Annotated in this window: 1 protein-coding gene; it reads right to left on the bottom strand. The window is 65.3% G+C overall.

Features of this window, described 5'->3' with window-relative positions; genetic code table 11:
• Position 1: 1 nt before the first annotated feature.
• Positions 2-697: electron transfer flavoprotein subunit beta/FixA family protein (locus ACWGS9_RS35120; protein ID WP_454509469.1), on the bottom strand; the 696-nt coding region annotated here is incomplete at its 5' end.

Below are 697 nucleotides of genomic sequence, written 5' to 3'. Positions count from 1 at the left end.
CTTAGAGCACGCCGGCTTCGTTCTTCAGCTTCTCGACCAGCTCGGCGACGCTCTTGACCTTGACGCCGGCCTTGCGGCCACTCGGCTCCTCGGTCTTGATCACCTTGAGGCGCGGCTTGACGTCGGCGCCGTAGTCGGCCGGGCTCTTCTCGTCGAGCGGCTTCTTCTTGGCCTTCATGATGTTGGGCAGCGAGGCATAGCGCGGCTGGTTGAGGCGAAGGTCGGCGGTGACGATCGCCGGCATTTTCAGCTCGACGGTCTGCAGGCCGCCGTCGACTTCGCGCGTCACCTTGGCATGATCGCCTTCGAGCACGATCTTGGAGGCAAAGGTGCCCTGCGACCAGCCCAGAAGTGCTGCCAGCATCTGGCCGGTCTGGTTCGAATCGTCGTCGATCGCCTGCTTGCCGAGGATGACGAGGCCGGGCTTCTCGGCCTCGACCACGCCCTTCAGCACCTTGGCGACGCCCAGCGGCTCGGTCTGCTCGTCGGTCTTGACCAGGATGGCGCGGTCGGCGCCCATGGCGAGCGCGGTGCGGAGCGTCTCCTGCGCCTGCTGCGGACCGACCGAAACGACGATGATCTCTTCCGCCTTGCCGGCTTCCTTGATGCGGATCGCTTCCTCGACCGCGATCTCGTCGAACGGGTTCATCGCCATCTTGACGTTGGCAAGCTCGACGCCCAGTCCGTCGGCCTTCAC

It is taken from the genome of Mesorhizobium sp. Arg314 (assembly GCF_053714275.1).
This window is presented reverse-complemented; position numbering and strand designations above follow the sequence as displayed.